We start from the raw sequence: 26164 nt of genomic DNA on the forward strand, positions 1-26164 counted from the left end.
ATGGCTGCCCGCACCATGCCCGCCCACACCCTGCACCGCCGCCAAGCACTGTATCGTTTGCTTCGCCTAGGCGCTTTGGCTGTGGGGCTGACCGTGCTGTGGCTGGGCGGAACCGAGCCTTGCGCGGCGAAAGATGGGGCCGAGCTTTACGTCATCGTCAACAATATCAACCCCCTGGCCAAAATCGACAAAAAAGAATTGATCGCCCTCTACACCGGCCGCAGCCGCAACTTCCCCGGCGGCGGGCCTGCCGAGGTCTTCGACCAACCGCGGGACAGCGCACAGCGCGAGGCTTTCTACCTGGCGCTCACCGGCATGGACCTGGCTCAAATCGACAGCTACTGGGCGCGGCTCTTGTTCACAGGTCGGGTGGTGCCACCCAAAATGCTGGCGGGTGACTCAGCGTTGCTGGCCGAAGTCAAACGCAATCCGCGCGCCATCGCTTACCTGAGCAGCCCGCCAGCCGAAGGCCAGGCCAAGCTGGTGATGACCCTGAGCCGAAGCAACTGAGCATGAGACACGCCCTGCTCCGCTTTCAGAGCTACCGTCGCAGCCTGCACGGCAAGTTCACACTCATTCTGATCGGCGTGGCCACCTTGCTCGCCTTGCTTGCCAGCCTGGTGGTGGTGCGACTGACCTTTGTGAAGGCCAGCGAATCGACCAAAACCACGCTGGAGTCCATGCTGAGCGCCATAGAGAAGTCCGCAGCAGTGGGCGTGTACGCCGAAGACCAGGTGCTGCTGCTTGAGCTGATCAAAGGCGTGGCCCGCGATCCCAATGTGGCCCGGGTCTGGGTGGGAGACACCGCCGGCAAGGTGTTGGCGGCCAGCCCGCAGGACGGCGGAAGCCCGGCGCCGCCCCCCGGCTCGGTCGAGGCCTCATTGCTGGTGACTCGGCGCCTGGTTTCACCCTTCGACGGCGCCGAAGAACTGGGGCATTTGCTGGCACAGGGCAGCTTGCCCCAGGTCATCCAGGAGGCCAATCTCCTGGCTCGCTGGCTGGGCATCGCCCAGGCCACGCTGATCACCATTCTGGCCCTGCTGCTCAACCATGTGGTGCTGCTCATGCTGTCCAAGCCGATGATGCGGCTGAGCCAGCAACTCAGCACGATCGCACCCGGCAGCGGCCAGCGCCTCAGCGTGAACAGACGCCACCGCAATGACGAAGTAGGCACCGTCGTCATTGCGGTGAACGGCCTTTTGACGGCTACCGAAACCGCCTTGCAGGCCGAGCGCCAGCTGCGCGCCGAGATTGCGGCCATGGAGGCGCAGTACCGGCAGATCTTCAACCACACCAGCGCCGGCATCTTTGTGTTGACGCCAGGCGGGCGCCTGATCAATAGCAACCCGACCGTGCTGCGTCTGATCGATGCCGAGGGCGCAAGCCCGGCCGACTTGGCCAGCAAGGACTTTGTGGACGCCGTGTTTGCCGATCCCGAGCAAGTACGCCGAATGATTGCCGACGCCAATACCCAGGGCCAAACCATGGCCGCCGACCTGGCCCTGCGCAGCAAAGGCAGCGAGCAGCGTTGGGTGCACTGCCTGATCTCGGTTCAGCAAGCCAGCGCCGACATGGCCGAGGGCATGGTGGAAGGCGTGATCTACGACGTCACCCAACGCAAGTCAGAGGAAACGGCGGCCAGCCATCAAGCCCTGCACGATGGACTGACCGGGCTGAAAAACCGCGTCGGCGTCATCGCCGCGCTGGATCAGATGCTGCAGCAAGCCCAGGCCAGCGGTCACGCGGTGACCTTGCTGTTTCTGGACCTGGACGGCTTCAAAAAGGTGAATGACGAACTCGGCCATGAGGCCGGCGACGCCGTGATGGTGGAGTGCGCCAAACGCATGCGAGGCGTACTGCGCCGCAGCAGCGATATCGCGGGACGGGTGGGCGGCGACGAGTTGGTGCTGCTGCTCGACCGGGTCGATGCCGAAGCGCCGATGGTGCAAGCACTCGCCCAAAACTTGTTGCGCATCATGAGTGAACCCATCGCCTTGCGCGACGGCCGCACCGCCCAGGTAGGCGCCAGCATCGGCCTGGCCAGCTATCCGCGCCACGCCCTGCACCGCGCCGCGCTGTTCAATGCCGCCGACGCGGCCATGTACGAAGTCAAGCGCCATGGCAAGAACGCCTGGCGTGTGGCCGAGTCGCTCAGCCAAGCCTGCGCGGCCAATCCACCTCAGTCAGCCCATCAAAGCAAGGCCTGAGCCAGGCGCATGCCAAGGGCGGCTGCCGCCAGGGCGCCCAACATATGAGCCCCGCTATGCAGCAGCGCCAGCCCGAGATCACCACGCTGCAGCAGCATCAAAGACTCACCCGAAAAGGCCGAGAAGGTGGTCAAACCACCCAGCAAGCCCGTCACCAGCAAGAGCTGCAAGACTTCATTGGGGGTGCGGGCAAACCACTCCAGCGCGATGCCGATCAACAGGCCACCGAGCAGATTGACGGCCAGCGTCCCCAACGGGAAGCCCGCCCAAGTGGCGTTCAGCCACAAGCCCGCGCGCCAACGCAGCAAGGCACCGGCCGAAGCGCCGGCCGCCACTGCCAAGACCTTGAGCCAGAGTGGATTCATCAGCGGGTTCATTGCGAGTTCATTGCGCGTTGGCGCTCTGAATACCCCAGCGCGCCAGTGCCGCGTCATCCGTCACCCGAGCATCCACCCAACGGGCGCCGCTGGCCAGCGTTTCCTTCTTCCAAAACGGGGCCTGGGTTTTCAAATAATCCATCAAGAATTCGCAGGCCTGGAAGGCTTCGCCGCGGTGGGCCGAGCTGACCAGCACCAGCACGATCTGCGCGCAAGCCGGCAGCACACCCACCCGGTGGATGACACGGGCGCCGCGGATGTTGAAGCGCTTGAACGCCTCGTCCACCATGGACTCGATGCTGGACTCGGTCATGCCGGGGTAATGCTCCAGCTCCATTTGGGACAGCGCTTCCCCACCCACTTGGTCACGCACCGTGCCCACAAAGCTGACCACAGCGCCAACGCCGCCATCGTCGGCCCGCAAGGCCAGGGTTTCTTGGCTGAGGTCAAAGTCCTCGGTCTGGATGCGTACGCGCGGGGCGGAAGTGGATGCAGTCATGGCGGAATTGTGGCATCTGACGCGCGCCGCGCGAACGCGAAAGCCGGGGGCCAAACGACAGCTGAGGGCAAGATTCACCCCCGCTGTGCGGTGTCTTTCCTACAAAACGAGGAATGCTGCCATTCAGCGCAAGGCCGACTCGGGGATACTGCCGCCACCGAGCACGAGCCGGCCGGCGCCAGTTGAAACAATGAACCGGCGCTTTCGCCAGCAGCCACGATCACGAGGAGACCCGCACCATGAGCCTGATGGATTTCATCAAAAAGCAGTTCATAGACATCATCCAATGGACCGAGGATGGCGATGGCACCCTGGCTTGGCGCTTTCCGGTCGCAGACAAAGAAATTCAATACGGCGGCTCGCTGACCGTGCGGGAATCGCAAATCGCCGTCTTCGTCAACGAAGGCAAGGTGGCCGATGTGTTTGGCCCCGGCATGTACAAGCTCACCACCCAGACCCTGCCGGTGCTGACCTATTTGAAGAACTGGGACAAGCTGTTTGAGTCCCCCTTCAAGAGCGATGTCTACTTCTTCAGCACCCGCCAGCAGATCGACCAGCGCTGGGGCACCCAGCAGCCGGTGACGATTCGCGACAAGGACTTCGGCGCCGTGCGCTTGCGCGCCTTCGGCAACTTCGCCTACCGAATTGCCGACGCCAAGCTCTTCCACACCGAAATCTCCGGCACCCGCGAGCGCTACGGCGTGGCCGATCTGGACGGCCAGCTGCGCGGCCTGATGTTGCAACACATCAGCGACGCGGTGGCGCAAAGTGGCATCCCCTTCCTGGACCTGGCCGCCAATCAGGTCGAGTTTGCCAAGCAGCTGCTGCTGGCCACCGCGCCTGAGTTCGAGCGCCTTGGCCTCAAGCTTGACGCGGTGACGCTGCAAAGCGTCTCGCTGCCGGAGGAGCTGCAAAAAGTCCTCGACCAAAAAATCGGCATGGGCATGATTGGCAAAGACATGGGCCAGTTCATGCAGTACCAAACCGCCCAAGCCATCCCCAAGCTGGCTGAAGGCGTGGGCTCGGGCGGCGGCGGTGTGGCCGGCGACGCGATGGGCCTGGGGGCAGGTCTTGCCATGGGCCAGGTGCTGGCCCAGCAACTGGGCGCGGGCCTGGCGGGCACGGTCGCGGCGCCTGCTGCCGCGGCTGCTGCGGCGACCGCCGCAACTGTTGCTGCACCGGCGCCGGCCGCCAATAGCGACGAGGTGTTTGCCATGCTGGAAAAGCTCGGCGCCCTGGTCAGCAAGGGCATCTTGACCGATGAAGAATTCGCTGCCAAAAAAGCCGAGCTGCTGAAGAAACTTGTCTGATTCGAACGCCTCCGCCCCGGCGCCCCAGCGCCGCTGGCAAGCGGCCTGCCCCAACTGCGGCGCCCCGCTTGAATTCGCCTCCGCCGCCAGCGCCTGCACCGTCTGCAGCTACTGTCGCAGCAGCCTGCTGCGCGAGGGCGAGGCGCTGCGCAAAATCGGCATCAGCGCCGAGCTGATCGAGGACTACTCGCCCCTGCAACTGGGCGCCAGCGGCCGCTACAGCGGCCAGGCCTTCACCGTGGTGGGCCGCCTGCAACTGGGCTATGCCGAGGGTCAGTGGAACGAATGGCATTTGCTGTTTGATGGCAGCGAGGCGGTGCGCAAAAGCGCCTGGTTGGCCGAGGACAACGGGAGCTTTGTGCTCGCCTTCGATGCGCCACTGAGCAGCCCGCCCCCACCCGCCCACGCGCTGACACTAGGCGGCCAGCAAATCATCAACGGCCAGGCCTGGTCCGTGGCCGCGCTGACACCCAGCACCTTGCTGGCCGCGCAGGGTGAATTGCCGCGCCCACCCGAGCTGCAGCGCGAATACCTGGTGGCCGAGCTGCGCAATGCGCAAGACGAGGTCGGTACGCTGGACTATGCCAAGCCGGAGGCGCCGCAGTGGTCGCTGGGCCGGGCCGTGCGCATCGACGATCTGGCCATGCGAGGCCTGCGCGAAGAAAGCAGCAAGACCCTGGGTGCGCGCCAGTTCAATTGCCCAAGCTGCGGCGCCTCGCTAACGCCAAAATTAAACGGCTCCAAGTCCTTGGTCTGCGGCCAATGCCAGGCGGTGATCGACATCAGCCAAAGCGCCGCCGCCGAGCTGCCCCACTACGCGCAAACCAATGGCCGCGAACCCGACATTCCCCTGGGCCGCAGTGGTTCGCTGGCCTTTGGCGATGGGCCTTTGCTGAGTTGGCAGGTGGTGGGCTACCAAGAGCGCTGCGACATCCCCGACAGCGCGGATGACTTTGCCGAGCAAACCTTCTGGCGTGAGTACCTGCTGTTCAACAAGCGCGAAGGCTTTGTCTTCTTGGTGGACAGCGAAGACGGTTGGAGCCTGGTGCGCCCGCTGACCGGCGCGCCGACCCAGTCACGCGCCCTGGGCTTCACCATCGAGTGGCAGGGCAAGACCTTCAAGCGCCGTTACGCGCAAAGCTACACCGCCAAGAGCACCCATGTGCTGGGCGAGTTCTACTGGCAGGTCAAGCGTGATCAACGCGCCCTGGTCAGTGATTACGAATGCCGCGTCGGCGCCGGCAAAGAGTTGCTCAGCCGTGAGCAAACGGGCAATGAGGTGACCTGGAGCTGGGGCCGCACGCTGGACGCCAGCGTCGTCGCCAAGGCCTTCGGCCTGCCGCTGGCCACCGATGCGGGGGCCTTGAGCGGTATCGGTGGTCTGGGCCGCGGGCTTGGCAGCAGCTTGGAGGGCGACGTCGGCAGCATCGGCCGCAAAGTGGCGATTGCGCTTTTCGTGCTTTTCATCATCTTCATCATTGTGCTGTCCAGCAACAGCGATGACTGTGACAACACCCGCGACACCTATGGCGAGAACAGCGCCGAGTACGCACAGTGCAAGCGCAGCGGTGGCAGTGGCGCGCGCGTAGGCGGTTCTTACGGCGGCTACGGAAGCAGCGGCGGCGGCCACAAATGACTCATCGCAAGGAGATTTCAAAATGACAGGTTTCGAATGGCTCAAGCCAGCCATCGTGCTGGGCTCCATCCTCTACGCCCTGATCGGCGTGCTGGTGTTCTGGATCAGCTTCATCATCATCGACAAGCTCACCCCCTACAAGCTGTGGGAGGAAATCGTCGAGCGCAAAAACGTGGCCCTGGCCATCGTGGTGGCAGCAATGTGCATATCGATCGGGCAGATTGTGGCGGCGGCGATTCACGGCTGACGTGGCGCCGCCCAGCCCTGGCTTGGTCGGTGCGCCATGGGCAGAGTGCATCAGTTTGTAAGGCTGCTCGGTGGCGCAGCCATGTGACGCCTACACTCGGCGACCCTCGCTCTCCTGACGCCAATAATCATGTCCACGATCCAACGCCTTATCGCTTCCACCCTGGTGGTGTCCTGCACGCTGATGAGCGTGCCGATGCGCGCCCACGCAGACATCATCCCCACCGAGGCCTTGCTCGCCCCCGCTGATGCGGCCGCCACCGGCAGCGCCCGCGAGCGCGTGCAAGCGTTTTTTGAGCGCAGCGATGTGCAGCGCGCCCTGGTCGGCCAAGGCGTGGATGCCCAGGCCGCCCAAGAACGCGTCAATGCCATGAGCGACGCCGAAGTCGCCCAGTTGGACGGCCGCATTGCCCAAGCCCCCGCCGGCGGCGAAGTCCTGGGCCTGATCTTCACCATCTTCATCATCTTGCTGGTCACCGACATTCTGGGCCTGACCAAGGTCTTCCCCTTCACCCGCTCGGTGCGGTGAGCCCAAGCAAGTCAAAGCACAACAAGCCCGCCCTGGCGGGCTTTGTTCTTGCTGGCGCCCTGGCGGTGAATCTGCTGCTCAGCGGCTGCGTGGCCACGCCGGTGCGCGAGCTGCAAGCGCAATGGCCGGCCGAGCTGCCTGCACAGGTCTTGCTGGCCGACACGCCCTTCATCGCCCAAGAAGAATTCGAATGCGGTCCCGCCGCGCTGGCCATGCTGCTGCAGTCCGCTGGCATGAAGGTCTCGGCCGAGCAGCTCAAACCTCAGGTTTACCTGCCCGGCCGTCAGGGCTCGCTCCAGCTTGAAATGCTGGTGGCCGCGCGCCGCCAGGGCTTGCCGGCCTACCTCGTGCCGCCGCGCCTGGATGCGGTGCTGGCCGAAGTGGCCGCCGGCCACCCGGTGCTGGTGTTTCAAAACCTATCCTTACCCATCTATCCGGTCTGGCATTACGCCGTGTTGATCGGCTACGACCGCGAGCGCAACACCGTCACCTTGCACTCCGGTTTGACGTCCCAGCTGGAAATGTCGCTCTCGGCCTTCGAGCGCACCTGGGCGCGCGGCGAGCATTGGGCCATGCTGGCCCTGCCTGCCGATCAACTCCCCGCCACCGCCCAGGCTGCCAGCTTTGGCCCGGCCATCGCCGCGCTGGAGCGCCTGAACGCGGCAGCCGCAAGACCCGCCTATGCCAGCGCCCTGCAGCGCTGGCCGGATGACTTGCTGCTGCAAATGGGCGCGGGCAACAGCGCTTATGCCAGCGGCGACCTTGCCGCCGCCGAGGCTGCCTTTCGCCGCGCGACGCAAGTTCATCCACAAGCGGCACTGGCCTGGAACAACCTGGCTCAGGTCTTGATGGAGCGAGGGCAAACGCCTGCTGCGCGCGAGGCCATCACACGGGCCGTGGCCCTTGGCGGCCCGATGTTGAGCCGCTACCAGGATTTGCAGCGCCGCTTGAACGCTGAGCCTTGAGGGGCGCGTCAAAGCCCGGCTGAGTGGCAGTGGATGAAGCCCAAGTCGCCGCCGAGCCGGCGCCCGCGCAGCCATGCAGTAACCTTGCGCCCATGACCTGCCCCGCCGCTCCATTGCCATCCGCCGATTCACCCGTCCACGCGGGTATTTCTCAGCCGCCGGGCGGCTCAATCTCTCTGCCAGAACTGCTGCTGCTCGCCAGCGTTTTCGTCATCGCCGCCTGCGGTCTGGTGTACGAGTTGGCGGCCGGTGCGCTGGCCAGTTACTTGCTCGGCGACTCCATCCTGCAGTTCTCCACCATCATCGGCACTTACCTCTTTGCCATGGGCATAGGGTCTTGGCTGAGCCGTTTTGTGGAGCGCCAACTCATCGCGCAATTCCTCAAGATTGAGTTGCTGGTGGGTGTGATCGGCGGGCTGATGCCGGCCGCCCTGTTTGCGGCCCACAGCCTGCTGCCGCCCGGCCAGCAAGCCGGATTTCGCATACTGCTTTACGGCCTGGTGCTGCTGGTGGGCGCGCTGGTGGGGCTGGAGATTCCTCTGGTGATGCGCATCCTCAAAAAGCACTTCAGCCAACGCTATGCCTTGCGCGATCTGGTCTCGCAGGTGCTGACCTTTGACTACCTCGGCGCCCTGGTGGTGGCACTGGCATTCCCGCTGTTGCTGGTGCCGCATCTGGGCCTGGTGCGCACCGGCTTGTTCTTCGGCCTGCTGAATGTGCTGGTGGCGGCGTGGGCTCTGCTGCTGTTTCGCCATGAGCTGCGCGCCTTCAAAAGCCACGCCTGGGCTTGTGGCCTGAGCTTGCTGCTGCTCAGCGCCGCCATGCTGGGCGCCGACCGCTTGAGCAGCTGGGCCGAAGACCGCTTCTACGGTGAGCACATCATCGTGCGTGAAAGCTCGGACTATCAGCGCGTCGTCGTCACCGCCGGCAATGGCGGCGTGCGCCTGTTTCTGAACGGCAATCTGCAGTTCCACTCCAAGGACGAATACCGCTATCACGAGTCGCTGGTGCACCCGGCCATGGCTGGCCACGGCGCGCCCAAGAAGGTGCTGGTGCTGGGCGGCGGTGATGGCATGGCGGTGCGCGAGGTGCTGCGCTACCCCTCGGTGGAAAGCGTCACCCTGGTGGAGCTGGACCCGCATATGACCCAGCTCTTCGCCACCCTGCCCTTGCTGCGTCAGCTCAATGCAGATGCGCTCTTGAGCCCCAAGCTGAAGATTGTTAACGCCGATGCCTTCGGCTGGCTGGAGCAAAACCCGGCGCTGATCTTCGACGTCATCATCATCGACTTCCCCGACCCCAGCAATTTCGCCCTGGGCAAGCTCTACACCACCAGCTTTTACCAATTGGTGGACCAGCACCTCAGCGCCGGCGGCTATGCCGTCGTGCAAACCACCTCGCCGCTGATTGCGCGGCGCAGCTTCTGGACCGTGGTGAACACGCTGGAGGCGGTGGGTTTCAGCACCACGCCCTACCACGCCCATGTGCCCAGCTTTGGCGAGTGGGGTTTTGTGCTTGCCTCGCGCCGCCCTTTTGCCGCGCCACGCACGCTGCCGAGCGGGCTGCGCTTTTTGAACCTGGCCGGCCTGCCGGCGCTGATGAACTTTCCACCTGATATGGCAAGGCTGCCCACGGAAGTGAACCGCTTGTCGAACCAGGCCCTGGTGCATGAATTCGAGACTGAATGGGGCAAGGTGCACTAAACCTAGATTCGGCAGTTGACCGCTTGAGCTATCTTGGACGCAGCTATACCTAGGACTTTCCGACCGATGAACCGCCCACATCATTTGGCCGACAACGCTACACGCCCGCCGTGCTCGCCAAGCGGCACGCTGGCTGCGTTGCTTCTCCTTGTGGGCATTAGCCCACTGCGTCGGCGTGCCTTGCCAGCGCACCACTTGGCAAGCCCTTCGTGCGCGTCCAACTGCCGGATCTAGGTTGAAACGCCGCAGCCTCATCCTTGGCGCCGGTACGGCGCTGCTCGGCGCCTGCCAAGCCCCCTCGCCTGAAGTGGCCGGTGGCTGGGTCGGCGCCTCGGCCGCGCGCGGCCACCGCCTGCGTGCGGCTTTGCCCGACTTCACCGCCGCTCCTGTCAAGCGCTGCCAGACCCTGATCATCGGAGGCGGGGTGTCAGGTCTTGCCTGCGCGCGCGCCTTGGTGAATGCCAAGCATGATGATGTGGTGCTGCTGGAGTTGGAGGACAGCGCCGGCGGCAATAGCCGCGGCCATCAGATGGGCGGCATGGCTTGCCCCTTGGGCGCGCACTACTTGCCGGTGCCGGGCCGAGACAGCCCCGAGGTCTACCACCTGCTGGAAGAGCTGGGCCTGGTACGGCAAGTGCTCGGCCGCGCGGTCTACGAGGAGCGCCATCTTTGCCACAGCCCGCAAGAGCGCTTGTTCTTTCAAGGCCAATGGCATGAGGGTTTGTTGCCACCCGCGCTCACACCCGGCACCCGCGAGCAATACCAGCGCTTCGAGGCGGCAGTGGACGCCGTGCAGCGCCAGCTGCGCTTCACCATCCCCAGCCACCGCGCGGGCTGGACACCAAAGCACGCTGAATTGGACGGACAGACCTTCGCCACCTGGCTGCGCAGCCAAGGCCTGGACGACGCTCAGCTGCTTTGGTATCTGGACTACTGCTGCCGCGATGACTTTGGTGCCGGCCTGACCACCGTCTCGGCCTGGGCCGGCCTGCACTATTTCGCCAGCCGCCACGGCTTTCACCCGCCTGGTGATAGCGCCCAAGAGCGCGAGCCAGTGCTGACCTGGCCGCAAGGCAATGGCTATCTGATCGAGGCCATGAGCGCCGGCCTGCAAGCCCAGTTACACAGCGGCCGCACGGTGCTGCGCATCAGCCCAGACAAACATCAAGTCCAGGTGCAGGCCTGGAACGAGGCAACGCAAAGCCCCGAGGTGTGGGAAGCCAAGCAGGTCGTGCTGGCCACGCCGCTCTTCATCGCCAATCGGCTGCTTGCTGGTTCGCTCGCACCGCTGCGCGATGCCGCCCAAGTCTTGCGTTATGCGCCTTGGCTGGTGGCCAATCTGCAGATCGGTGCGCCCTTGCTGCAACGCGTTGGCGCGCCGCCATCTTGGGACAATGTGGTTTACGGCGGCCAGGCCCTGGGCTATGTCGATGCCATGCACCAAAGCCTGTCGCCGCAGAGCGGCGCCACCGTGCTGACTGCCTACTGGGCCCTGCCGCAAGCGCGCCGGGCGGAGCTATTGCAAGCCGACTGGCGGCCCTGGCTGGGCCAGGTGCTGGCCCAGCTCAGCCATGTTCACCCCGATCTGCCCGCGCAGCTGCTGCGCGCCGACCTGATGCGCTGGGGCCATGCGATGAGCATCCCCGTGCCGGTTCTGCGCGGCGCCAGCAGCCTGGCGGCCTTGCGTCGCCCGCAAGGCCGGCTGCATTTTGCGCACAGCGATCTGGCCGGCTATTCGGTGTTCGAAGAGGCCTACACGCGGGGCGTCGAGGTGGCCGCAATGATCGCCGGCAAACACCGCTGACGCGCCGCCATCTGCGGCGCCAGCGGTGATGGCAAAGGCCTGCCTCTAGGCTGCGATGATGACGTTTTGTTCTCAACGCAATCTTCATGACCAAGACAAGTCTTATCGTCACCCTGGCCTTGGCGCTCAGCAGCTTTGCTGTGCTTGAACCAGCTGCCGCAGCCAAGAACACGGCCAAAGCCGCCGCAGCGCCAGCCTCCGCCCCCACCAATGCCGCAAGCAGCCCATCGGCCGCCCCGGCGGGTGCGGCGCAGGCGCTGACCACTGCCTCGGGCATCCGCTACGAGCCCCTGAAGGTGGGTACGGGCGCGCACCCGACCGCCGCTGACAAGGTGCGGGTGCACTATGTCGGCCGCTTCTTGGACGGCCGCGAGTTCGACAGTTCCCTGAAGCGCGGCATGCCAGCGGAATTCCCGCTGTCCCGCGTCATCAAATGCTGGACCGAAGGCGTGCAGCTGATGCAGGTCGGCGGCAAGGCCTTGCTGCATTGCCCCTCGAACCTGGCCTATGGCGAGCGCGGCGCCGGTGGCGGCGAGATTCCGCCCAACACGCCGCTGGTCTTTGAGGTGGAATTGCTGGGCATCGTGGCGCCCTGAAGCAGGCGCAGTGCCCTGCGGTGGCTGAAGACAAGAGCTGGCCGACCAGAAAGCCCGGCAAACCCTCAGATTTGTTACCGCAGCGGCTGCCCGGGCCCTTGCCTGCCTTCCGAGCGTGCGCTGAGGTAAGCGTACAGGTCAACGATATGGGCGTTCACCACCGGGTCACTTTGCCAGGCCGGCATGACGGCTTGGCCGACCGGGCGGGTGCTCAATCCTGCCGAATTGCCACCAGCCTGGGATGCGGACCAGTCATAGCGCTTCAGCACCAAATTGGTAAAGCGGTCGGAACCCATCTCACGCACACGCGGCAGCAGATCGGGGGCCTTGACCGTGCCGGTGGCGGCAGCGCCATGGCAGGCCGCGCAGTTCTCTTGAAACACGCGCCAGCCGGTAGCTACCGAACCCGGCGGCTTGGCCGCCTCGGCGATCTCTTTGGCGCCCTGCTTGTTTTGAAACTCGACCGCGCAGCCGCTGAGTAGCAAGGCCAATAGCGTGCTCAGCACGGCCGCGCCGCAAAGCGTGCGACGACCCGCTGGTACACGGTGATGGAAGGACTGGGCGGCTTGTGGTGCACTCATCTCGTCGGCCTCCTGCTTGCTATGGTGTGCAGCCATTGTGGCCTGAGCATGCGGCTTGGAATTGATCAAGATCATGCTGGCCATTGGCTTGGGCCCAATCGTCAAATTGGGTATGCAGAAGATCTTGCGATGGCTCGAGGCTGAATGAAGCCGGCTTTGCCGCTTCTCTGCTCTTACTGACCCTCATGACCAAACCTAGGGGAAGCAGCCCATCGTTGCCTCCACTCCCGGCCGTTTTTTGTGCCGCGCACAGCACTGATCGGCATATCTGCTTGATGCCCGCAGCGGTCGCAGCGCATTGAGGTTTGGCGGGCAAAAGCTAGAACGGCCTTTCACGCCTTTGATTGGCCTTATTGCTTGGCAATGTATACAACTACCCCGGAAGAAGTAGTACGTCGGTTAAACCTCATTTTCAGGCGGGTTTCAGTCCCTTGCGATGCGCTAAATATCCATTAAATACAATTACGCCCGTCAATAATATTTTTCAAACACAAAAACTCAACAATCAAATTACACAAGCCAAACAACAAAGAAATTTATCTATTTTATAAAGTTAAGGCCTTGTAGTAAAATTGCAAAACTTTATTTTCAAAGGAATAAATTATAGGTGAACTTATGCTTAGTTTTAAGAACAGGAATCTGATCGTTGCGCGGCTGTTTTTGTTGTCAGCCATTGCTGCCGAAGTCGCTGGCACCACCCTGATGGCGAATGCTTCGCGCGGTGATAGTTTCCAGGGTTATTTGTTGATGGCCGTGGCCTTGGCGGCGTCCTACTACTTGCTATCGCAAGCCATTGGACAAATCTCGATCGGCATTGCTTATGCCGTGTGGGAAGGCATCGGACTTGCCTCGCTTTCGCTGGTGAGTGTGCTGGTGTTCAAGGAAGACTTGTCGGGCACTGAGCTGCTTGGACTTGCGTTGGTCATGATGGGCATCGTGTGCGTAGCACTCGGCGAGGAGTCTTGATTATGCAGACGATGCCAATTATTTTTATTATGGGTTCGGCCTGCAGCGATATTGCCGCCAATATGATGCTTGAGAAATCCAATGGTTTCAAAAACCGTGCTTGGGGTTTCGGCGCCATCGCCATGCTGTGGCTGGCATTCCTGATGCTGGGCCAAGCCATCAAGAGCATCGATCTCGCCGTGGCCTATGCGATGTGGGGCTCAATCGGCATTTTGGGTACGGCCATCTGTGGGCGACTGCTGTTCGGCCACCGACTCAAGCCGATTGCTTGGCTAGGCATTGCGCTGGTCATTGCGGCGGTGTTGATCCTGAGCTTGGTCGAGTAAGAAGGCATCGCGCCTTCTGCCCCGGCAAGATCTGGGCTCGGCTTGGCAGCAACTTTTCCTCAAGAGACGCTGAGCAGTCACCGCACCTTTGAACTGATTGAATCAAGGGCTCGCCTGTCATCGACAGTCGAGCCCTTGGAATATGCGCGAGTTGCCGCACATCCGGCTGCCAATACCTCATCCTCCCCCTGCGCTAGAAAGCAAATGCGCCGGGCGCCCATCTCTGGAGCGCCCGGCGCAGGTCACGCAGCATCAATCGATCGATCGACCGATCCGTCAGTCAATCCATCACTTCCATTCGGCTCGTTGCAGCACCGGGTCATTGCCTTGGCCGAAGACTTCAGCCACGCGCTTGCCGATGGTGCCTGGTGATGCCAGGGCTGCGCTGCCGCAGCTGCCATTGGCGGTCTTCAAGATGCTCCACAGCATGGCGCCGTCGCGCGGGTTACGGTTGGGGTGCTGGCTCTTCACAACGGCATTGCTGTAGCGCTCCACCGAGTAAGGCAGATTCAGCTGCGCGCCGTATTGCGTCTTGAGGTTGCGCGAGCCGGTGCACTGGGCATCAGCGTCATTGACCACCAAGTTGCCGCCAGCCCAACCTTCGGGAGAAGACTCCAGGCCGATGGACACGATGGTTTTGGAGGAGAACAGGCCGCGGTAGTCGTTCCAGGCGGTCACACCGTCGTAGTTCTCAAAACGGGCGTCGTAGGACATCAAGTTGACCATGTCCAGGCCCTGCGCCACGGCCGGGAGCAGCCGCCTGGGCTTGAACAAAGCGCCTAGTAGGACGCCATCGCCACCGCGAGGGCAGCCGCTTGCAGGTAGCGCGGCTCACCGTAAGCCCTGGCCTCGTCTTGGCAGGCATGGGCCAGCTTGATCAGATGGTCGTCACTCGAGACTCTGGCCAGCGCCAGCGCCTCGGGCCAGCTTTGCGGCAGCGCGGCCGGCCGCCGGGCCAGCGGCGTGACACGGCCCGCTAGGTAAGCGGCCGCGAGCGACCGGGCCAGCGGCAGTTGCACCCGCTCCGGCTGGGCCAGCCAGGGCAGCACAACTCGCAGAGCGCGCAGACCGGTGATCATGTGCAGCACGGTGAAGTTGCGCGTTTGCATATAGACCTCAAGCGCTAATTGCGCCAACTCGGCCACCCGAGTCGGCGCATCAGCCGCCGGTGCCAAGGCGTCGGCCAACTGCTGATAGGTGGGCGTGGCGCTGGCCTCCATCATGCGCAGTTGAATCAGCGGCGCTTCGCTGCGCCAGCCCTGCGCGCGGGTGGCCAACTCGGCGGCCCAATCCGGCAAAACCAAGCTCGGTGGCTCAGCAACAAGGCGCGGGGCCGGCAAAGCCTGCCAACGCGAGGCCCAGTAAGCCAAGGCAGACGCCAGTTCAGGCTCATACCACGCTTGGATAGCGTGCGCCGTGCGAATCAGGCCGTGAAAGGCGGCGGTTGCCAGGCCTGCATCCATCAACTCAGGCAAGACGCGGCGCAGCAAGGCATCTCGCCCCTCCTGCGCCAGCGCAGCCTCGAAGAATGCCCGCAAAGGCGCATAGGCGCTCATCTGCCCGCGCAAAGCCAGCCAATCGGCGGCTGGAGGTGCCGGCTCGGGGCGGGCAAGGCCTTCGAAGCGGCGCGCATAGCCCGACTCAAACGCACGCAGCTGCTGCGGACTGGCGCCCAGCTCGAACAAGGCATGCAAAGCCATAGGCAGGTGGTTGGCCAACTGATCGCGGTACTCGGGCGGATAGCTCTGGCCTTGCGCCAGCAACTCATGCAGATCAGCCAATTCGGCGCGAGTAAAGCTTGCGTTCGTGGCGTCGCCGCCCTGGTCGCTTGTGGCTGGGCTTGCGCTTGCCGAGGAAGCTGCTGCGGGGGTGGATGGGTCAGAACCTTGGCGTCATCAAGCTGGGTTTGCATCTCAGAGTCCTTTCTTCATTTGCGAGACAGGCGCCTATACTGAAAGTTCAAGTTAACTTGAAGTCAAGCACTTCATTCGCGCGATGCCAGCCAAAGCCACTGAAGATCCCAATATGCCCATCGGTGAGTTGGCCAAGCGCAGCGGCTTGGCCGCCAGCGCCCTGCGCTTTTACGAACAGCAAGGCCTGCTGGGCAGCTTGCGCAATGCCGCGGGCCGGCGCCACTACCGGCGCAGCGACTTGCGGCGGGTGGCCTTCATCCGCGCCGCCCAAACCGTGGGCTTGAGCCTGGACCAGATCAAGGCTGCGCTGGCCAGCCTGCCCGATGGCCGCACGCCCACACCGGCCGATTGGGAACGCCTGTCCCTCTCCTGGCGCCCCCTGCTCGATCAAAAAATTCAGGCGCTGACCCAGCTGCGCGATCAACTCAGCGCCTGCATTGGCTGCGGCTGCTTGTCACTGAAAAAGTGCGCGCTCTACAACCCCAATGACGGCGCGGCCCAATATGGCAGTGGGGCTCGTTACCTGCTGGGCGACAAGGCTAGCGCGGTGATGGCCGAGCAAGCCAAGCCAGACTGAGGGCGATCGGCTGCAAAGGAATTTTTCACCTTGGCCAGTGTGATGGGAGAACACAACGCCTTGGGGCTGAAGGGCTTCGCGGCTTTGTTAGGATCCCGCCCCCTAGGGAAATCCCTGGATATCAATTGGAAATCTGAGAATGAAAAAAATCATCGCCGCTGCCGCCCTGTCCTTCGTCGCCGTTGCATCCGCCTCTGCGGCTGGCAATAGCTGGTACGTGGGCGCCGACGTCGGCCGCACCACCTTCAAGGCTGACGGCGAGTCCGATGGCCAAACCGGCTTCGGCGCCGTGGTGGGCTACCAACTGAACGACAACGTGGCCTTCGAAGGCTCGCTGCGCCGCCTGGCCTCGCAAGACATCGACGTCGGCACCGTGCGCGCTAATGCCGCACAAGTCTCCGTCCTGGGTCTCCTGCCCTTGTCGAACGGCTTCTCGGTCTACGCACGTCTGGGCCTGAGCCGCAACGTTCTGGAAGTGGCCGTCAAGGGCGCCACCGTGTCCTTCGACTCCAACGCTGCCGTGGTCGGCATCGGCGCGCAATACCAACTCAGCAACAAGCTGAGCATCCGCGGTGAGTACGCCGATCTGGGCAATAACAAGTTCGAAGTCCTTGGCGACAAGCTGTCGGCACGCATCAGCCAGTTCAATCTGGGCCTGAACTACGCATTCTGATCCCCTGCCCTTAGCGGCTTGAAGGATGGAAAAAAGCCCCGCTTCGGCGGGGCTTTCTCATGGGCGATACGCCATTGCCTTTTTCAGCCTCGCTGCAGGGCTTGCCGACTCAGCTGCTCCGGCGCAAAGGCGCTGATCAGCTGCTGCATCAGGGCTTCAGCGCAGGCGCTATTGTCCTGGCCGAAATTGCAGACATAGACGTCCAGCGTGACCCCGCCCAACTCGGGCCAGGTGTGCACCGCCAGGTGCGACTCCGCCAGCAAAAGCACGCCGGTGATGCCGGTCTGCGTCTCGCCAGCTGCGGGCGCAAAGCGATGGAATAACTCGCCCACCGCCGTCAGCCCGGCCTTGGCCACTGCCGCCAAGCACAGCGCACGCAGGGCGGCCGGATCGACCATCAAGGCCTGCTCGGTTGCGCAGCCACGCAAATCGGCAGTGAGGTGCAGGCCTTGCATGGCTAGGGCGCTAAAGCCAGGAGGCGCATCAGCCGCCGGTCACCGGCGGGAAGAAGGCCAGTTCGTCACCGTCGCTCAGCAAGGCGGTTTCGGCGCACAGGTTTTTGTTGAGCGCGCAACGCAGAGCTTTGGCGCGCGACAAGGCCTGGGCATGCTGGCTGGAACTGGCGATCAGCAGATCGCGCAACTCGCCCACGCTGGCGGCCTGGGCCAGTTCCAGGCTCTGAGCCGCACCCAGTTGCTCCCGCAGCGCGGCGAAGTAACGCACTTCAATCTTGATGGTCATTGCTTCAGCTCAGCTCAACAATTCATTCAGGGGCACAAAGCGCACCCAGTCACCCTTGGCAATGGCTTGCCCCGCGGGGTTGTCCACCAGGCCGTCGGCCCAAACGGCCGAACTGAGAACGCCCGAGCTTTGGTTCTGAAACAGATCCAGGCCGCCCTGCGCATTCACCCGCACGCGCAAGAATTCGCGCCGGCGGTCGGGCTTGGGCCAATCAAAATCGGCCCGTAAACCAAAACCCAGCGGCGCTGTTTTTGTAGCACCCTGCAAACGCAGAATCACTGGCCGCACCAGCAGCAAAAAGGTCACAAAGCTGGACACCGGATTGCCCGGCAGGCCGATGAACCAGGCCTTGCCGCCCGCGGCCTTGTTCACTTCACCAAAGGCCAGCGGCTTGCCTGGTTTGATGGCGATCTGCCACAGGTCCAGCCGGCCCTCCGCCTGCACGGCGGGGCGCAGATGATCTTCCTCGCCGACCGATACGCCGCCCGAGGTGATGATCAAGTCCGCTTGAGCCGCTGCAGCGCGCAAGGCGGCACGGGTGGCGTCCAGCTGATCGGGCACGATGCCCAGGTCAATCACCTCGCAGCCCAGGCCTTGCAGCAAGGCTCGCAGCGTGAAGCGATTGGAGTTGTAGATGGCGCCGGGCTTGAGCGGCTCACCCGGCATGACGAGTTCATCACCGGTGGAGAACAAGGCCACGCGCGGGCGTCGCGCGACTGAGAGCTGAGCGGCACCGACCGAGGCCGCCAGGCCTAGGGCCGCAGCATCGAGCCTGGCGCCCTGCGCCAGCACGACCTGACCCTCTTGCACATCCTCACCACGGCGGCGAATCCACTGCCCGCTTTGCACCAGCGTGTTGACGCGTACCTGGCCCAGTCCTGTGCCGGAGTCCGAGTCGGCAACAGCCTCGCATTGCTCCTGCATGACCACCGCGTCGGCGCCGATGGGAATCTGCGCACCGGTGAAGATGCGCGCCGCGCTGCCAGGGACCAGCACCGCACCCACCACGCCTGCGGGCACCCGCTGCGACACCGGCAGCAGCGTGCCGGGCGCGCTCACATCGGCGGCACGCAGGGCATAGCCGTCCATGCTGGTGTTGTCGGCCGGCGGCACATCCAGCAGCGAGCGAACCTCGGCCGCCAGCACCCGGCCCAGCGCGTCTTGCGTGGCCACACTCTCCGGCTCACTCAAGGGCTGCACAGCGGACAAGAGGCGCGCCAGCGCCTCATCCAGACTTTGCATGGGCGGGCGTTTGAAGGCCTGGGGCTGCTCAGACATGTTGTTCAACAAAGGCCTTCACGGCTGCCACATCGACCGCCATGGTCACCACGCGCTTGGGCAAGGCCTCGATGTTCTCGAGACCCACGGGACGCGGTGGCTCAATGCCAATCGCCTCGACGATGGTGGCGGCGAACTTGGCCGGCAGCGCCGTTTCCAGCACCAGCATCATCACGCCGCGCTGGACATGGCCGTGTGCGACCTTGAGGCCGTCGGCCGTGTGGGTGTCGACGATCACGCCAAAGTCTTCGTAGGTCTGGCGGATGGTGGCCAGGCGATCAGCATGGCTGCTGGCACCCGAGACAAAGCCGTACTGCGAGATCGCTTCGAATTGATCAGCGTTCAGCACAAAGCGGCCCTGGGTGTGCAGCGCCTCACCGAACAAGCTCTTGACCAAGGCGCCATCGCGGCCCAGCAGGTCGAACACAAAGCGCTCGAAATTGCTGGCCTTGGAAATGTCCATCGACGGGCTGGAGGTCTCGTGCGTTTCGGCCGCGTTGCGCACCCGGTAGATGCCGGTGCGGAAGAACTCGTCCAGCACATCGTTCTCATTGGTGGCCACCACCAATTGGACGATGGGCAAACCCATCATGCGCGCCACATGGCCCGCGCACACATTGCCGAAATTGCCCGAGGGAACGGTGAAGCTGACCTTCTCTTCGTTGCTCTGGGTGGCCTGGAAATAGCCCGCGAAGTAATAGACCACCTGCGCCAGCAAGCGGGCCCAGTTGATCGAGTTGACCGTGCCGATCTTGTACTTGCGCTTGAATTCCAGATCATTGCTGACCGCCTTGACGATGTCTTGGCAATCATCAAACACGCCTTCGATGGCGATGTTGTGGATATTGGCGTCTTGCAGGCTGAACATCTGCGCCTGCTGGAAGGGGCTCATGCGGCCAGCCGGGCTGAGCATGAACACATTCACACCGGCCTTGCTGCGCATGGCGTACTCGGCCGCGCTGCCGGTATCGCCCGAGGTGGCGCCAAGGATATTGAGCGTTTCACCGCGCCGACCCAGCTCATACTCGAACAACTGGCCCAGCAACTGCATGGCCATGTCCTTGAAAGCCAAGGTCGGGCCATTGGACAGGGCTTGCAAGGCAAGACCTGTCCCCAAAGGCTTCAGCGGTGTGATCTCGGGCGTGCCGAACACGGCCTCGGTGTAGGTGCGGCGGGTAATGGCGCGCAGGTCTTCGCTCGGGATGTCGTCGATATAGAGCGACAAAATCTCGAAGGCCAGGTCGGCATAGGCCAGGCCGCGCCAGCGCGTCAGCGTCTCAGCGCTGACCTTGGGGTAGCTCAGAGGCAAATAGAGGCCGCCATCGGGCGCCAGGCCTTCCAGCAAGATCTCGCAAAAACTACGTTCGGTCTTATCGCCGCGGGTGCTGATGTACTTCATATTAGGCCAGGTCTTCCTTGCGGATGCGCACGATGGGAGCCAGCACGGTCGGCAGCGCCTGCATCTGGGCCAGCGCCTTGTTCATGCGGCCTTCGACGGTTTCGTGGGTCAGGATGATCAGGTCGGTCTGCTTCTCGCCATCGGCGGATTCGCGCTGCAGCATGCCGTCGATGGAGATGTCGTGCTCGGCCAGGATGGTAGTGATGCGTGAGAGCACACCAGCTTGATCGGCCACGCGCAGGCGCAAGTAGTAGGCGGTGATCACATCATCCATCACCAGCACCGGCGTATTGCTCATCGCGTCGGGCTGGAAGGCCAGATGCGGCACGCGGTGGTCCGGGTCGGCCGTGGCCAGGCGGGTCACATCGACCAGATCGGCCACGATGGCCGAGGCCGTGGGCTCCGCGCCCGCGCCCTTGCCGTAGTACAGCGTGGTGCCCACGGCATCGCCCTGCACCAACACCGCGTTCATGGCGCCTTCCACATTGGCGATCAGGCGATTGGTGGGCACCAGCGTGGGGTGCACGCGCAACTCAATGCCGTTTTCGCGGCGGCGGGTCAGGCCCAGGAGCTTGATGCGGTAGCCCAGCTGCTCAGCGTAGCGGATGTCGGCCGCTTGCAGGGCCGTGATGCCTTCCACATGCGCCTTGTCGAACTGCACCGGCACGCCGAAGGCGATGGCACTCATGATGGTCAGCTTGTGAGCCGCGTCCACGCCTTCGATATCGAAGGTGGGGTCGGCCTCGGCATAGCCCAGGCGTTGCGCTTCTTTGAGCACCACATCGAAGTCCAGGCCCTTGGCCTTCATTTCCGACAGGATGAAATTGGTGGTGCCGTTGATGATGCCGGCGATCCACTCGATGCGATTGGCACTCAAGCCCTCGCGCAAGGCCTTGATGATGGGGATGCCACCGGCCACGGCGGCTTCAAACGCCACCATCACGCCCTTGGCGCGCGCGGCTTCGAAGATTTCGGTGCCATGCACGGCCAGCAAGGCCTTGTTGGCCGTCACCACATGTTTGCCCTGGGCAATCGCAGCCAGCACCAATTCACGGGCCAGGCCGCAGCCGCCGATGGTCTCAACCACGATGTCGATCTCGGGGTTGTTGATGATGGCGTAGGGGTCGGCGGTTACCACAACATCGCTGTCGCCAACCACGGCGCGCGCAGCGGCCAGATCGCGGCGGCACACCATGCTGACTTCAATGCCACGGCCGGCGCGGCCGCGAATCTCGGCCTGATTGCGCTGCAACACATGGAAGGTGCCCGTGCCGACGGTGCCAATGCCCAACAAGCCTACTTTGATCGGTTTCATGGTGTGTTTTCGTTCGTCGCTAAATGCTGTTGCTGCGGGGGCATGCGTCAGACGCTGTGCCGTTTGCGGTAATGCGCCAGGAAGCGCTCGATGCGGCCAATGGCTTCCTGCAGGTCATCGACGGCCGGCAGGAAGACCAGGCGGAAGTGATCCGGTGCACCCCAGTTGAAACCAGTGCCCTGCACGATCAAGACCTTTTCTTCGGCCAGCAACTCGTAGGCAAATTGCTGGTCGTCCTGAATCGGGTAAATCTTGGGGTCCAGGCGCGGGAACATGTACAGCGCGGCCTTGGGCTTCACCACGCTAACGCCGGGAATCTGCGTCAGCAAGTCATAAGCCAGATCGCGCTGGCGGCACAGGCGGCCGGTCGGCGCCACCAAGTCCTTGATGCTTTGATAGCCGCCCAGCGCGGTCTGAATCGCCAACTGCCCCGGCGTGTTGGAGCACAGGCGCAGGCTGGCCAACATATTCAGGCCTTCGATGTAATCGCGGGCATGGCGCTTTTCGCCCGACACCACCATCCAGCCGGCACGGTAGCCGCAAGAGCGATAGTTCTTGGACAAGCCGTTGAAGGTGACGAACAGCACATCGTCCGCCAGGCTGGCCATGCTGACGTGGGTGTTGCCGTCGTACAGGGTCTTGTCGTAGATCTCGTCGGCGAAGACGATCAGCTGGTGCTGACGCGCCAGCTCAATGATGTCCAGCAAGACTTGCGTCGGGTACAGCGCGCCGGTCGGGTTGTTCGGATTGCAGACGATGATGCCGCGGGTGCGCGGGGTGATCTTGGCGCGGATGTCCTCGATGTCCGGCGTCCAGCCCGACTGCTCATCGCAGAGGTAGTGAACCGGGCGGCCGCCGCTCAGGCCCACCACCGCGGTGTAGAGCGGGAAGTCGGGGCTGGGGATCAGCATCTCGTCGCCATCGTTGAGCAAGGCCTGCATGCTCATCTGGATCAGCTCAGAAGCGCCGTTGCCCAAATAGACGTCGTCGATGGTGACGCCGCGAACCTGCTTTTCCTGGCAGTAGTGCACCACCGCCTTGCGCGGCGCGAACAGGCCTTTGGAATCGGTGTAACCGGCCGCCGCGGGCAGGTTACGTATCATGTCCTGCACGATCTCGTCAGGCGGCTCCAAACCGAAGGCGGCCACATTGCCGATATTCAGTTTGATGATCTTCTGGCCTTCCTCCTCCATCGCTCGCGCCTTGTCCAGCACGGGACCCCGAATGTCGTAGCTGACATTGGCTAGTTTGGCGGACTTGGCTATCGGTCTCAAAGCGGGCACTCCTGATAGTGACTCACGGGCTGAAGGCGGCTGCAGCGGCATTGCTGCGCTGCAAAACATACAATTTAATCACAGGGTAGCAGGCCCTCCCGCGCCAAGCGTTCGCTTCTCATTGACCCAGGCTTAGCCCAGATGAAATTCCAACTCGACGAGCCGCTCGGCGGCAACAGCATTTCGCACCACGATGGCCGCAGCGTCTGGGTCAACAAGGTCCAGCACAGCGCCAGCTTGCTGGTGCCCTGGCAAGGTGAGGTGCAGGCTTGGCAGCTACAACGCTTTGAGGATTTGAGCGCGGCGCATTTTGAGCAAATGCTGGCCTGCAAGCCGGAGTTAGTGATTTTCGGCAGCGGCAGCCGCATTCGCTTCGCCAATCCCGCGCTGTATCAAAGCTTGATCGCGCAGCGCATCGGCGTGGAAACCATGGATCTGGCGGCCGCATGTCGCACATACAACGTGCTGGCCAGCGAGGGTCGGGCCGTTTTGGCGGCACTTCTGATAGAAAGTTAAGCGCCGGCGCGCGATTCCCGCACTCACCGCGCCTTGTCAAGCACCACAAAGCAGGATGTTGGTCTTGCGGCACGCTCAGCTAGGGGGGCGCGGGCGCGGCGGCCAAGGGCACTCGCCATTCAACGTATAATGGACGGCTATGCCCTACCAGGCGCATCATACCCATAAGGCCACATGACGCCAGCGCTCAACAAACCACTCCCGGAAATTGAAGCCCTCGCCACCGGAGGCGTGAAGTTCACACCACATACCTATTCAGGTCAAGCCGTGGTGTTGTACTTCTACCCAAAGGACAACACGCCAGGATGCACAACGGAGGCCATGCAGTTCCGTGACCGCCATAAGGACTTCGTCAAGGCCGGAGCAGTCGTTCTGGGTGTCTCCCGCGACAATATGGCTTCGCATGAGAAGTTCAAGCAGACGCTTGAGCTGCCCTTCGAGCTGATCGCCGACACCGAAGAGAAGCTCTGCCATATGTTCGGCGTGGTCAAGAACAAGATCATGTACGGCAAGAAGGTCAAGGGCATCGAGCGCTCCACCTTCCTGATCGACCCCTCGGGCGTGCTGCGCGCCGAATGGCGTGGCATCAAGGTCGCCGGTCACGTCGACGAAGTGCTGAAGGAAGTCAAGCTGCTGACCAAGAAGGAAGCAGCTTGAGTTAAGCCTCAGTCGCGCGGGCCCTCACTGGCCGAGCCAAAAGCCGATTCTGGATCAATCCGGGTCGGCTTTTTTCATTTTCAAGCCCGCACTGTCGCGTGAAAGATGCGCAAACGATGCACTAGGGGCGAGCATCAACGCGTCACATCGCTTTGTGCATAATGGGCTCATGCCCGAGCGCCGTGTAGCCAAAATTCCAAAGCCGTACAGCTGCCTGTGCGGCTTTTGCTTTTTCTGCGCGCCGTATTCCCACCAAGGTTGCGCCAACGCAGCCTGAACCTTAGCCCACCATGCCACTGCCAAAGCCCCCGACCAAACGCGCCAGCCGCCTTGACCCCACCGCTTTTGACAACACTCTGGCCGTGAGCAAGCCCGGCACCCAGCGCCAGACACCGCCCGCCAAGCCAGCGGCCAAGTCCCGCAGCCTGCCGGACAGCGCCGCTGTTCAGGCCAAGGCGCCCGCCAGCAGCAGCCCCCAAGCGGCAAAGCCAGCGCCAACAATAGCCGCGGCACCAACGCCCGCAGCCCAACCCAAGATCACCGCAGCAGCTGCGCCGGCCGTGCAAACCACTTTTGCAGCAGCCAAGCCGCGCGCCCAGGCACCCGCCCTCAAGCCCAGCCCCCTGGCCCGCAAGCCGCGCAGCGGCAAACGTGCCGAGAGCGGCGAGCCCAAGCTCTTTGTGCTGGACACCAATGTGCTGATGCATGACCCGATGAGCCTGTTCCGCTTCGAGGAACATGACATCTACCTGCCCATGATCACGCTCGAAGAGCTGGATGGGCACAAAAAGGGCATGACCGAAGTGGCCCGCAATGTGCGCCAGGTCAGCCGCGAACTCGACACCCTGGCCGCCGGCCTGCAAGGCAGCAGCGTCGAAGAAATGGCTCTGGGCCTGCCGCTGGACCACACCGGTCACCGCGAAGCCGGCGGCAAGCTGTTCTTCCAGACCCAGCTGCTCGACACCCCCCTGCCCGCCGGCCTGCCGCAAGGCAAGGCGGACAACCAGATCCTTGGTGTGGTGCAAGCCCTGAAGCTCAAGGAACCAAACCGCGAAGTGGTGCTGGTGTCCAAAGACATCAATATGCGCATCAAGGCGCGCGCCCTGGGCTTGGCCGCTGAGGATTACCGCAACGACAAGACCCTTGAAGATTCCGACCTGCTCTACACCGGCGTGCAGGCCTTGCCGGCCGACTTCTGGGAGCGCCATGGCAAGACCATGGAAAGCTGGAGCCAGGGCGGCATCACCTTCTATCGCATCAGCGGCCCGCTCGTGCCTTCGCTGCTGATCAACGAGCTGCTTTATCTGGAGGCGCCCGGCGCCGCGCCGCTCTACGCCAAGGTGCTGGAGATCACCGGCAAGACCGCCGTGTTGCGCACCTTGAAGGACTACGGCAACCAAAAGCATGCTTGCTGGGGCGTCACCGCACGCAACCGGGAGCAAAATTTCGCCCTCAATCTGCTGCTGGATCCGGACTGCGATTTCGTCACGCTGACGGGTACGGCTGGTACCGGCAAGACCTTGCTGGCCCTGGCCGCGGGACTGTCTCAAGTGCTGGATGACCGTCGCTATTCCGAAATCATCGTCACCCGCGTGACCGTGCCGGTGGGCGAAGACATCGGCTTCCTGCCCGGCACCGAGGAAGAAAAGATGAGCCCCTGGATGGGCGCGCTGGACGACAACCTGGAAGTGCTGGCGCGTGGCGACAGCGCTGCCGGCGAATGGGGCCGCGCCGCCACCAATGACCTGGTGCGCAGCAAGATCAAGATCAAGAGCCTGAACTTCATGCGCGGGCGCACCTTCTTGAACAAATACGTCATCATCGACGAGGCGCAAAACCTGACGCCCAAGCAAATGAAGACCCTGATCACCCGTGCCGGCCCCGGCACCAAGATCGTTTGCCTGGGCAATCTGGCGCAGATCGACACGCCTTATCTGACCGAAGGCAGCTCGGGCCTGACCTATGCCGTGGACCGCTTCAAGGGCTGGGCGCACAGCGGGCATGTGACCCTGGCGCGCGGCGAGCGCTCACGCTTGGCGGATTTCGCCTCTGAGGTGCTTTAAGCACTCTGCGCCA

28 protein-coding genes are annotated in these 26164 nt (G+C 63.2%); 17 read left to right on the forward strand and 11 right to left on the reverse strand.

Translation table 11 applies throughout. The annotated features are described in order from the left end of the window. Both AABB87_RS13560 and AABB87_RS13565 read left to right on the forward strand, forming a co-directional pair. Entirely contained in the window at positions 1–510 is a 510-nt protein-coding gene (locus AABB87_RS13560) for a hypothetical protein (RefSeq protein ID WP_341971738.1), read from the forward strand. Between the two features lie 2 nt (positions 511–512). Continuing rightward, positions 513–2207 (forward strand): sensor domain-containing diguanylate cyclase, encoded by a 1695-nt coding sequence (locus AABB87_RS13565; RefSeq protein WP_341971739.1) that lies wholly within the window; start codon positions 513–515, stop codon positions 2205–2207. On the opposite strand, the gene crcB is transcribed toward AABB87_RS13565, so the two are convergent. Both crcB and AABB87_RS13575 read right to left on the reverse strand, forming a co-directional pair. After that, positions 2192–2572, reverse strand: a complete 381-nt coding sequence (crcB, locus tag AABB87_RS13570; protein WP_341971740.1) for a fluoride efflux transporter CrcB — start codon at positions 2570–2572, stop codon at positions 2192–2194. The two genes, AABB87_RS13565 and crcB, sit on opposite strands and share 16 nt — an antisense overlap. 19 nt (positions 2573–2591) lie before the next feature. Continuing rightward, a complete protein-coding gene (locus AABB87_RS13575; RefSeq protein WP_341971741.1) occupies positions 2592–3083 on the reverse strand; it encodes a molybdenum cofactor biosynthesis protein MoaE in 492 nt (163 codons plus the stop codon). A 239-nt stretch (positions 3084–3322) separates the two neighbouring features. Between AABB87_RS13575 and AABB87_RS13580 the strand changes: the two genes are divergently transcribed. The 8 genes from AABB87_RS13580 (at position 3323) to AABB87_RS13615 (ending at position 11872) form a co-directional block, all read left to right on the forward strand. Next, positions 3323–4393, forward strand: coding sequence for an SPFH domain-containing protein (locus AABB87_RS13580; protein WP_341971742.1), 1071 nt, complete (start codon positions 3323–3325; stop codon positions 4391–4393). Then, on the forward strand, positions 4386–6029 hold the full coding sequence (locus tag AABB87_RS13585; protein WP_341971743.1) for a DUF4178 domain-containing protein: 1644 nt from the start codon (positions 4386–4388) through the stop codon (positions 6027–6029). Before AABB87_RS13580 ends, AABB87_RS13585 begins: the two co-directional genes overlap by 8 nt. Before the next feature lie 22 nt (positions 6030–6051). Further along, positions 6052–6276, forward strand: coding sequence for a DUF350 domain-containing protein (locus AABB87_RS13590; protein ID WP_058720259.1), 225 nt, complete (start codon positions 6052–6054; stop codon positions 6274–6276). Positions 6277–6405: 129 nt separating this feature from the next. Continuing rightward, positions 6406–6804 (forward strand): PA2779 family protein, encoded by a 399-nt coding sequence (locus tag AABB87_RS13595; RefSeq protein ID WP_341971744.1) that lies wholly within the window; start codon positions 6406–6408, stop codon positions 6802–6804. Continuing rightward, positions 6801–7769, forward strand: a complete 969-nt coding sequence (locus tag AABB87_RS13600; RefSeq protein ID WP_341971745.1) for a PA2778 family cysteine peptidase — start codon at positions 6801–6803, stop codon at positions 7767–7769. The genes AABB87_RS13595 and AABB87_RS13600 overlap by 4 nt, the downstream gene beginning before the upstream one ends. A 92-nt stretch (positions 7770–7861) precedes the next feature. Next, positions 7862–9472 carry a polyamine aminopropyltransferase gene (locus AABB87_RS13605; RefSeq protein ID WP_341971746.1) on the forward strand — a complete coding sequence of 537 codons (1611 nt, stop codon included), beginning with the start codon at positions 7862–7864 and terminating at the stop codon, positions 9470–9472. A gap of 235 nt (positions 9473–9707) precedes the next feature. Beyond that, positions 9708–11276: a flavin monoamine oxidase family protein gene (locus AABB87_RS13610; protein ID WP_341971748.1), complete on the forward strand. Its 1569-nt coding sequence runs from the start codon at positions 9708–9710 to the stop codon at positions 11274–11276. A gap of 86 nt (positions 11277–11362) precedes the next feature. Beyond that, the gene (locus tag AABB87_RS13615; protein ID WP_341971749.1) at positions 11363–11872 is read left to right on the forward strand and encodes an FKBP-type peptidyl-prolyl cis-trans isomerase; all 510 of its coding nucleotides are present in this window, start codon (positions 11363–11365) and stop codon (positions 11870–11872) included. A 74-nt stretch (positions 11873–11946) separates the two neighbouring features. On the opposite strand, the gene AABB87_RS13620 is transcribed toward AABB87_RS13615, so the two are convergent. Then, positions 11947–12453: a cytochrome c gene (locus AABB87_RS13620; protein ID WP_341971750.1), complete on the reverse strand. Its 507-nt coding sequence runs from the start codon at positions 12451–12453 to the stop codon at positions 11947–11949. A 615-nt stretch (positions 12454–13068) separates the two neighbouring features. Between AABB87_RS13620 and AABB87_RS13625 the strand changes: the two genes are divergently transcribed. Both AABB87_RS13625 and AABB87_RS13630 read left to right on the forward strand, forming a co-directional pair. Further along, complete coding sequence (locus tag AABB87_RS13625; RefSeq protein WP_341971751.1) at positions 13069–13419, forward strand: DMT family transporter; 351 nt, start codon at positions 13069–13071, stop codon at positions 13417–13419. Between the two features lie 2 nt (positions 13420–13421). Continuing rightward, on the forward strand, positions 13422–13745 hold the full coding sequence (locus AABB87_RS13630) for a DMT family transporter (RefSeq protein ID WP_341971752.1): 324 nt from the start codon (positions 13422–13424) through the stop codon (positions 13743–13745). Between the two features lie 288 nt (positions 13746–14033). Here the strand turns inward: AABB87_RS13630 and AABB87_RS13635 are convergent, their stop codons facing one another. After that, positions 14034–14519, reverse strand: coding sequence for a hypothetical protein (locus tag AABB87_RS13635; protein ID WP_341971753.1), 486 nt, complete (start codon positions 14517–14519; stop codon positions 14034–14036). A gap of 5 nt (positions 14520–14524) precedes the next feature. Next, positions 14525–15526, reverse strand: coding sequence for a questin oxidase family protein (locus AABB87_RS13640; protein ID WP_341971754.1), 1002 nt, complete (start codon positions 15524–15526; stop codon positions 14525–14527). 214 nt (positions 15527–15740) lie between these two features. Here AABB87_RS13640 and soxR point away from each other — a divergent pair, with 214 nt between their 5' ends. Beyond that, entirely contained in the window at positions 15741–16235 is a 495-nt protein-coding gene (soxR, locus tag AABB87_RS13645) for a redox-sensitive transcriptional activator SoxR (protein WP_341971755.1), read from the forward strand. Positions 16236–16374: 139 nt separating this feature from the next. Next, the gene (locus AABB87_RS13650) at positions 16375–16908 is read left to right on the forward strand and encodes a porin family protein (RefSeq protein ID WP_341971756.1); all 534 of its coding nucleotides are present in this window, start codon (positions 16375–16377) and stop codon (positions 16906–16908) included. Positions 16909–16991: 83 nt separating this feature from the next. On the opposite strand, the gene speD is transcribed toward AABB87_RS13650, so the two are convergent. Genes speD through AABB87_RS13680 form a run of 6 tightly spaced genes read right to left on the reverse strand, consistent with a single transcriptional unit; the run spans position 16992 to position 22915 of the window. Then, positions 16992–17363 carry an adenosylmethionine decarboxylase gene (speD, locus tag AABB87_RS13655; RefSeq protein ID WP_341971757.1) on the reverse strand — a complete coding sequence of 124 codons (372 nt, stop codon included), beginning with the start codon at positions 17361–17363 and terminating at the stop codon, positions 16992–16994. Between the two features lie 28 nt (positions 17364–17391). Continuing rightward, positions 17392–17643, reverse strand: coding sequence for a molybdopterin converting factor subunit 1 (moaD, locus tag AABB87_RS13660; protein WP_445944872.1), 252 nt, complete (start codon positions 17641–17643; stop codon positions 17392–17394). A gap of 15 nt (positions 17644–17658) precedes the next feature. Further along, entirely contained in the window at positions 17659–18891 is a 1233-nt protein-coding gene (locus tag AABB87_RS13665; protein ID WP_341971874.1) for a molybdopterin molybdotransferase MoeA, read from the reverse strand. A 28-nt stretch (positions 18892–18919) separates the two neighbouring features. Next, positions 18920–20326 (reverse strand): threonine synthase, encoded by a 1407-nt coding sequence (gene thrC / locus AABB87_RS13670; protein WP_341971759.1) that lies wholly within the window; start codon positions 20324–20326, stop codon positions 18920–18922. Position 20327: 1 nt separating this feature from the next. After that, complete coding sequence (locus tag AABB87_RS13675; RefSeq protein ID WP_341971760.1) at positions 20328–21641, reverse strand: homoserine dehydrogenase; 1314 nt, start codon at positions 21639–21641, stop codon at positions 20328–20330. 47 nt (positions 21642–21688) lie between these two features. Further along, entirely contained in the window at positions 21689–22915 is a 1227-nt protein-coding gene (locus AABB87_RS13680; protein ID WP_341971761.1) for a pyridoxal phosphate-dependent aminotransferase, read from the reverse strand. A 141-nt stretch (positions 22916–23056) separates the two neighbouring features. Here AABB87_RS13680 and AABB87_RS13685 point away from each other — a divergent pair, with 141 nt between their 5' ends. From AABB87_RS13685 to AABB87_RS13695, 3 genes are all read left to right on the forward strand, one after another. After that, positions 23057–23431 (forward strand): Mth938-like domain-containing protein, encoded by a 375-nt coding sequence (locus tag AABB87_RS13685; RefSeq protein WP_341971762.1) that lies wholly within the window; start codon positions 23057–23059, stop codon positions 23429–23431. 174 nt (positions 23432–23605) lie between these two features. Continuing rightward, positions 23606–24088, forward strand: a complete 483-nt coding sequence (locus tag AABB87_RS13690) for a peroxiredoxin (RefSeq protein ID WP_058720275.1) — start codon at positions 23606–23608, stop codon at positions 24086–24088. 290 nt (positions 24089–24378) lie between these two features. Next, on the forward strand, positions 24379–26151 hold the full coding sequence (locus AABB87_RS13695; protein WP_341971763.1) for a PhoH family protein: 1773 nt from the start codon (positions 24379–24381) through the stop codon (positions 26149–26151). The last annotated feature ends 13 nt before the right edge of the window (positions 26152–26164 follow it).

This window comes from Roseateles sp. PN1 (genome assembly GCF_038419725.1).
GTDB lineage: Bacteria > Pseudomonadota > Gammaproteobacteria > Burkholderiales > Burkholderiaceae_C > Paucibacter_A.